We start from the raw sequence: 8215 nt of genomic DNA, 5'->3' as shown, positions 1-8215 counted from the left end.
GGCTCTAGAGTTCCGGGGCGATGGCGGTTTTGGCGGCGGCGGCGGTGGTGGCGGCCTTGGCAGCGTCGCCAATGTCGGTCAGGGCGGATTTGGCGCGGGCAACGGTGTCTCAAGCGGTACCATCTCTCAGGCGGCCGGGGGTGGTGGCCTTGGTGCCGGGGGTGCCATCTTTGTGATGGATGGCGCAACCCTGACCATCGCCGGAACCCTGACCGTCAATAACAACACTGTCACCGGCGGAAACGGCGGAACCGGTGCGGCGGGCACCGCCGAGGACGGCTCTGCCTTTGGCGATGGTGTTTTCCTGCAAGGCAGCGGCACCCTGACCTTCAATCCTGATACCGGCGATACACAAACCCTTGCCAATACCATCACCGATCAGGCCGGATCGGGCGGCACCGGAAGCTGGGCACTGACCAAAAACGGCGCAGGCACCCTGACACTCAGTGCCGCCAACAGCTATTCCGGCGCAACAAACCTTTCGGCGGGCACGTTATCCCTGTCGGGATCGGGAACACTCGGAAATGCCGCAGGCGCACTTAACCTGACCGGCGGCACGCTTGATCTCGGCACGACGACACAGACCCGGACCGGCACCATCACACTCAATGGTGCAACCGTATCAAACGGCACATTGTCATCATCGGGCACCTTCGATACCCAATCAGGCACCATCAGTGCCGTTCTGGCCGGGACCGGCGCGCTTGCCAAAACCGGCACCGGCACCGTCACACTCAGCGGGGCCAACACCTATTCCGGCACCACGACCGTTTCTGCGGGCCGCCTTGCGGTCAATGGATCAATTGCCTCTGCCGTCACGGTCGCGAGCGGTGCCACCCTTGGCGGCACGGGAACCGTCGGGGCAACCACCATTTCATCGGGCGGCATTCATGCGCCGGGCAATTCCATCGGCACACAAACCGTCAATGGTGCCTATGTCCTCAATGCCGGTTCGATCCTTGAGATCGAGGTGGATAGTGCCGGAAATTCCGACAAGGTCATTGTCAATGGCACGGTCGATATCACCGGCTCGACCCTGCGGGTCAAAGGCGTATCGGGGAACAATTTCTCCGGCCAAACGACCTATAATTATGTGATTATTGAAAATGATGGTGTTGATGCAATTACCGGCGATTTCGCAACAATTGACAATCAGCTTGCCTTTTATGATGCCAGCAATTCGACCACGGGCGGCACTGGCAATGATGTCTCCCTGACACTGACCCGCAACGCCAGCGGCTTTACCGACATTGCCACAACCCCCAATCAAAAAGCCGTCGCTGGCCAGATCGGCAACCTTTCGGGCACGGACGGCACCACCATCAGCAACGCCATTCTTGGCCTGACGAATGCCGGGGCACAGCACGCCTATCAACAGCTCTCGGGCGATATCTTTGCCGCCGCCCCTGCCATGAATGCCCGCATCACCCATCAGGCCACCGGCCAGATCGGCGCGCGCCTTGCCGATCTGAACCGCAGCCGCACCATTGCCCAAACCACCAGCGGGTCCCTTGTCGCCGCCAGCACCCTGTCCCCCGCCGAACTTACCGGCTTTGCCCGTTCCGGTCCGATGGCAAGTGACGCAAACATGCTGTCGCTGGGCACTGAAAATGCGCCACAGGCCGCCTCCGCCATCTGGTTTCAGGCGATTGGGGCAACCGGCCGGATCAACGGCGATGGCAATGCCGACACCGCCGATTACCAATGGACCGGCATGGTTGGCGGCTTTGACTCACCGCTTTCCGACACCACCATTCTGGGGGTCTATTTCGGTTATGCCGACGTCAAAAACCGTCAGGCTGGCCGGGATGCCACCCTCGATAGTCGCAATTTCATGGCCGGGCTTTATGCTACGCACGATCTTGGCGATGATTTGCGGCTTTCCGGGCAGGCCGGATGGACCCGAACGGCAAATGACAGCCGCCGTAATCTTGTTTTTGGCGGCATTGATCGCACCGCCACGGCGGATTACACCGACAACGCACTCAATGCCAATCTTGAACTGGCAAGGGGATTTGACGTTGCCCATAACTGGCGGGTTGCGCCCTATGGCGCGCTGGGCGTGCTCTGGAACGATCATGACGCCTTTACCGAAACCGGGGCCGGCTCGGCCAATCTGTCACGCGCATCTGACAGCACCCTGACCGGAACCGCAAGCCTCGGGCTAAGGATGGCGGGCCTGTATGAAACCGGCAATGGCCAGACCCTGATCCCGCAATTCCGCCTTGGCTGGGACCATCACCTTGGCCCGACAGCCCACAGCACCACACTGGCCTTTACCGGCACATCCTCCTTCACGGTCGCAGGCAGCGAAACCGACCGCGATACACTCGTCGGCAATCTCGGCTTTGCCCTTGCCGATGACGACGGCTGGAGCTTCTATGCCGATTACCAGCCCTCGATCTCCAAAAGCCGCCGCGAACATGCCCTCGGTGCCGGATTCAGGATGAAGTTCTGAGCCCCACCGCACCACGAACGCCCATGCCCTCCCCGTCATTCCCGCGCGGGCGAGAATCCAGTCCTCCGTGCCACCCCCTCTAAACCAACCGTCAAGCCCGCTGCACCATGGACTCCCGCTTTCGCGGGAGTGACGGCGGGTGTGTGTGCTCTCCCTTAAAACCCGTTACCAAACCCACCCCGCCCGCTCACGGGCCATAACACCGACCTCACGCTTATGTGATTGCACGTGATTAAATCGCACACGATTTAATATTGAACGATCATAAATTCACGGCTACAAGCATTTCATCGAAACAACGTTTGGCCGGTCATCGGCGAAACCGGGAAAAGGAAGATGAAAATGCTGAATGTGAAAAACCTGCTCAAGGCGACCGCTTTTGCTTTTGGCCTGATGGCCGCTCAATCTCCGGCCTTTGCCGCTGACACTGCGGCCGCGAATGCCGCCAACACCAAACCAACCATCCTTCTGGTCCATGGTGCCTTTGCCGCCTCTGACAGCTGGGACGGCGTTGCACCGATCCTGCAGGACGAAGGATATCGCGTGATCAGCGTTGCCAACCCGCTGCGCAGTGTTTCGGGCGATGCCGCCTATACCCGCTCGCTTATCGACAGCATTCCGGGTGATGTGGTTCTGGTTGGTCATTCCTACGGCGGGCCGGTCATCAGTAACGCCGCAACCGGTGCAGCCAATGTGAAATCGCTGGTCTATGTCGCCTCTTTCGCCCCGGAAAAGGGTGAAACCATTGCCGAACTGGCAGCAAAATTCCCCGGCGGCACATTGGGTGAAGCCCTGGCAGCCCCGGTCCCGCTCGGCAACGGTGTGAATGATCTTTATATCGATCCGGCGAAATTCCACGCGCAATTTGCCGCCGACGTTTCGGCTGAAAAGGCCCGCCTGATGGCGATTGCCCAACGCCCGGTCACCGACTTTGCCCTGAACGAACCATCTGGCGATACCGCATGGAAAGACCTGCCATCCTACCACATCTATGGCACGGCTGATAAAAACATCCCGCCCGCCGCAATGGAATTCATGGCGAAACGCGCCAATTCACAGGAAACCGTCGTGATTGATGGCGCCTCCCACGTCGTCATGGTTTCCCACCCCAAAGCTGTTGCCGACCTGATCCTCAAGGCCGCCAACGCCAACTGATCCTTAACGCCTGCCTCCCTCAACATCTGCCCAACTTCACGCGCCGCATCCCCATGCGGCGCGTTTTTTATACCACGCTGCTCGTTACTCTTCAGTCCACCTACCCGCTTCTCCATCGGCACCGTCGGTACCATCGCTCCGATCCTCACCGCCAGATCTCGCTGCCCTTTGCACCGACTCCCCGCCGCGCGCACGCCGTTTAACGGAATTTTCCGGTCAAACGCCCCGGATCGACCAAATTCGCAGCGCACCCACCGCACCATTCCGATCCCCGCCAAAGGCCTGAAAACCGGCACCTTTCCGCCATTCGCGATTGCAAAACATCGCCCCCCTTTTCATTTCCGCTTGACTTGAACCGATTCAATTCCAAAATTGGTCTGACGTCTGATGGCTGACCACATAACCGGTCGCCGGGGCGAGGTGAAAATCAGATAAAGGTGTGAAGTGTCGCAATCGGCAGGTGCCACTATCCGACCCATACAAACATCGGGGCGTCGCGATGCGATCCTTGAATCCTTAACACAATTCATCGTGCAGTCGGATTTGAAACCCGGCGATCAATTGCCACCCGAACGCGAACTGATGGCGGGCCTTCAGGTCGGTCGATCCAGCATCCGCGAGGCAATCGGCCATATGCAGGCCCTTGGCATCGTCGAAATCAAACGCGGATCGGGCACCTATCTTAAACGCCCGGTCAGTGAACAGACCCTGTTCATGCCGCTTTCCATCGCCACCCAGCGTGATGGGTTGCTACAAACCCTTGAAGTCCGCCGCGGACTTGAAGTCGAAGCCAGCATGCTGGCCGCCAAACGCGCAAGCGATGCGGATATCGAAGCAATGCGGGCCGCCCTTGATGCGATGGAAGCCGAACATCTGGAATTTGGCACCGCCGGCCAGGCCGACCTTGTCTATCACCTCTCGATCTACAAGGCGTCGGGCAATCCCCTGTTTGAACAGTTGCTCGGCCAGATGCGCGAAGCGTTTGAAAGCTTCTTTGCCCAGCCGTTCAACCGCCCGGACTTCGCCAAGGAATCCTTTGAATTTCACCGCATGCTGTTTGACGCGATTGTCGCGCGCGATCCCGAAGCCGCCCGTCAGCACACGCTTGCCATCCTTGAAATCGTCGAAAACGACATCGTGAGAATGTCCAATGAACAACAATAATTCCGATAAACCGGCAAACAGCAGATCACAGGACGACGCCCTGTCCCCCGCCACCCGGCTGGCCTATGACGAAACCCATTTCGCCAATGCGGTCGTACCGCCGATTTTCCAGAACTCGCTTTTCGTGTTCGAAAACTTCGCCGAAATGGTCGAAACCTATGCCGGGCGCAAAACCCGCCCGGTCTATTCACGCGGGCTCAACCCGACCGTCCGCGCGTTCGAGGAAAAAATCGCCGCCCTTGAAAAAACCGAAGACGCATTGGGCACCGCCAGCGGCATGGCCGCAATCTCGTCCGCCGTCCTGTCGGTGATCCGCCCCGGGGACCGGATTGTTGCGGTCGAACATCTTTATCCCGATGCCTTCCGGTTTTTCGAGATGTTCCTGCGCGATATGAATGTCACGGTCGATTATGTCGATGGCCGCAATATCGATGCGGTGCGCGCCGCCATTCCCGGTGCCAAAATCCTCTATCTCGAAAGCCCGACAAGCTGGACCTTCCACACCCACGATATCAAAACCCTTTGCGATATCGCACGCGATGCCGGGGCGGTATCGATCATTGATAATAGCTGGGCATCGCCGATTTTCTGCCAGCCCGCAACATTGGGCTGCGATGTCGTGGTTCATTCCGCATCCAAATATCTTGGCGGGCACAGCGACGTCGTCGCAGGCGTGATTGCCGGATCGTCCGAATTCATCGGCAATGTCCGCACCACCATCCTGCCTTATCTGGGGGCCAAACTTTCGGCCTTTGACGGCTGGCTTTTGCTGCGCGGGCTTCGCACCCTGTCGGCCCGCATGCATGAACATGAAAGATCGGGGCTGGCCATTGCCGGTTTCCTTGCCGACCACCCCGAAGTCATCGCGGTTCACCATCCGCGTCTGGGCGGGCAAACGCCCCCCGGCCTGACCGGATCATCCGGTCTGTTTTCGTTCGAGTTCACCCCGAATATCGATATCCCGAAATTTGTCGATGCGCTGCGCATCTTCAAGATCGGCGTGTCATGGGGCGGGCACGAAAGCCTGATTGTGCCCGCGCTGGTGACGCGCGCACAAGTCGGCGGCCCCAATTCCGCACTGCGCTTTGGCGTACCGGAAAATCTGGTCCGCCTGCATATCGGCCTCGAAAGCCCGGAAGACCTCCGGGCGGACCTGACACAGGCGATCGGGGCAAGCCTGAAGTAAGAATACTCTTTAAAAACAGGGAACTTCACAATGAACTGGAAAACAACATTACTGGCAGGTGTGACCTCTCTCGTTCTGACAAGTCAGGCCCATGCCGATACCACGCTGAAACTTGTCGAAGTCATCACAAGCCCGGAACGCACCGAAACGCTCAAAAGCCTGGTCGCGGAATACGAGGCGGCAAATCCCGGTGTGACCGTCGAAATCACATCCCTTCCATGGGGGCAGGCCTTTGAAAAATTCGCCACCATGGTATCGGCGGGCCAAACCCCCGACATCGTTGAAATGCCCGATACGTGGTTAACCCTCTATGCCAATAACGGCGCGCTCGAAAGTCTCGAACCTTACATCAAGGAATGGGACGGGGCGAAAACGCTCAATGACCGGGCCATCGAATTTGCCCGCTCGGCCAACAACACCGCCTATATGCTGCCTTATGGCTTCTATCTGCGCGCGATGTTCTATAACAAAAAGCTGTTCGAGGAAGCCGGTGTCACCGAAGTCCCGGTAACACTCGATGACTTCCGCGCAGCCGCTGAAAAGGTATCCGCCCTTCCCGGCAAATATGGCTACTGCATGCGCGGCGGGCCCGGCGGCCTGAATGGCTGGGTGATGTTTGGCGCGACCGCCGCCGGATCAAACGAATTCTTTACCGAAGACGGCCAAAGCACCTTTGCGTCCGAGGGCTGGACCAACGGCCTTGAATATCTGATCGATATCTATAAGGACGGACTGGCCCCCAAAGACAGCCTGAACTGGGGCTTTAACGAAATCGTCGCCGGGTTCTATTCCGGCACCTGTGCGATGCTTGATCAGGACCCCGACGCCCTGATCGCGATTTCAAGCCGCATGAAGGAAGAGGATTTCGGCGTCACCACCATGCCAAAGGGCCCGTCGGGCAAGGCATTCCCGACCATCGGCTATGCCGGCTGGTCAATGTTTGCCAGCAGCGAGCATAAGGACGAGGCATGGAACCTGATCGCCCATCTTGAATCCAAGGACAGCAACCTTGCCTGGAACAAGCGCATCGGGGCATTGCCGATCCATAACGGTGCCGAAAGCGATCCGTTCTTTGCCAGCCCGCAATTCGAAGGCTGGTTTAACGAACTGTCCGATCCCGACGTGCATCCGACCGTCATGCCGACCCATCTTGAAGAATTCGCCTTCTTCAAGGACAGCCTCGTGATCCGCACCAGTCAGGAAGCCCTGCTTGGCCGGATCACGCCCGAAGAACTGGCAGAACAATGGGCCGAATACCTGACCCCGGCACAGAAAAAATGGATGGCGGCAAATCAGTGACCACTGCAATGCAGGCCGGAAAACTCCCCGTCGAAAGGCGGGGGGTGATCTCCAGAAGACTGTCCGGCATTCTTGAACCCTATCTTTATGTTTCCCCCGCGCTGATCCTGATCATCGCGGTGATGCTGATGCCCCTCGTTCTGGGGCTAAGCTACGCCTTTCGCGATATCCGTATCCTCAATCCGTTTAGCGGCGGCTTTGTCGGCACGGCCCATTTCCAGACCCTGATCACCGACGACGCCTTTCTTGGCGCATTGGTCAATACCGCGTGGTGGACTTTCGGCTCCCTGTTATTCCAGTTCACGCTTGGCCTGATCCTTGCCCTGTTGCTTAACCGGGATTTCCTTGGACGTCGGCTGGTTCAGGCGCTGGTATTTCTCCCGTGGGCTGTGCCGACCTTTTTGTCGGGCCTGAACTGGGCATGGATGTTCAATCCCGTGGTCGGTCCCCTGCCGCACTGGTTTACCGCCCTTGGCCTGATGGACGCACCGTTTAACATCCTGTCCGACCCGGATCTTGCGATGTGGGGGCCGATTGTTGCCAATATCTGGTTTGGCATTCCGTTCTTTGCCATCACCCTGCTGGCCGCCCTGCAATCCATCCCCAAGGAACTGTATGAGGCCGCCGCCATCGATGGCGCAACCACCCGTCAGCAATTCATCAGCATCACCCTGCCGTTTCTCGCACCGACCATTGCGATCACGCTGATGCTACGCACCATCTGGATTGCCAATTTCGCCGATCTGATTGTCGTCATGACCAATGGCGGCCCGGCGGATTCAACCCAGATCGTCGCATCCTATATCTTCACCCAGGCCTTCCGCCGCCTTGATTTCGGCTATGCCTCGGCGATTGCAGCCGTCCTTCTGGTTCTGCTGCTGGCCTATGCGCTGGGTGTGATTGCACTGCGCCGCGCCATGACGCATGCCGACAGCTAGGGCAAGGGATCAAAG

At 58.6% G+C, this 8215-nt stretch carries 6 protein-coding genes; all 6 read left to right on the top strand.

The window, feature by feature from the left end; genetic code table 11:
• The coding region (locus BC440_RS08350; RefSeq protein WP_071239821.1) for an autotransporter domain-containing protein at positions 1-2458 on the top strand (2458 nt) is incomplete at its 5' end.
• Positions 2459-2794: 336 nt separating this feature from the next.
• Entirely contained in the window at positions 2795-3613 is an 819-nt protein-coding gene (locus tag BC440_RS08345) for an alpha/beta hydrolase (protein WP_210766350.1), read from the top strand.
• Positions 3614-4057: 444 nt separating this feature from the next.
• Positions 4058-4777 carry a FadR/GntR family transcriptional regulator gene (locus tag BC440_RS08340; protein WP_071239820.1) on the top strand — a complete coding sequence of 240 codons (720 nt, stop codon included), beginning with the start codon at positions 4058-4060 and terminating at the stop codon, positions 4775-4777.
• Complete coding sequence (locus tag BC440_RS08335; protein WP_083379322.1) at positions 4764-5963, top strand: PLP-dependent transferase; 1200 nt, start codon at positions 4764-4766, stop codon at positions 5961-5963. Before BC440_RS08340 ends, BC440_RS08335 begins: the two co-directional genes overlap by 14 nt.
• A gap of 30 nt (positions 5964-5993) precedes the next feature.
• Complete coding sequence (locus tag BC440_RS08330) at positions 5994-7262, top strand: sugar ABC transporter substrate-binding protein (protein WP_071239819.1); 1269 nt, start codon at positions 5994-5996, stop codon at positions 7260-7262.
• Positions 7259-8200, top strand: a complete 942-nt coding sequence (locus BC440_RS08325) for a sugar ABC transporter permease (RefSeq protein ID WP_247643540.1) — start codon at positions 7259-7261, stop codon at positions 8198-8200. The genes BC440_RS08330 and BC440_RS08325 overlap by 4 nt, the downstream gene beginning before the upstream one ends.
• The last annotated feature ends 15 nt before the right edge of the window (positions 8201-8215 follow it).

The sequence above is a fragment of the Thalassospira sp. MIT1004 genome, from assembly GCF_001858545.1.
In the GTDB taxonomy this organism is placed as follows: domain Bacteria; phylum Pseudomonadota; class Alphaproteobacteria; order Rhodospirillales; family Thalassospiraceae; genus Thalassospira; species Thalassospira xiamenensis.
The sequence above is the reverse complement of the archived record's forward strand: the minus strand, read 5'-3'. Positions and strand labels throughout refer to the sequence as shown.

Coding starts and splice junctions, on each gene's coding strand:
- BC440_RS08335 (WP_083379322.1), top strand. CDS start 4,764: ATGAACAACAATAATTCCGATAAACCGGCAAACAGCAGATCACAGGAC.
- BC440_RS08345 (WP_210766350.1), top strand. CDS start 2,795: ATGAAAATGCTGAATGTGAAAAACCTGCTCAAGGCGACCGCTTTTGCT.
- BC440_RS08330 (WP_071239819.1), top strand. CDS start 5,994: ATGAACTGGAAAACAACATTACTGGCAGGTGTGACCTCTCTCGTTCTG.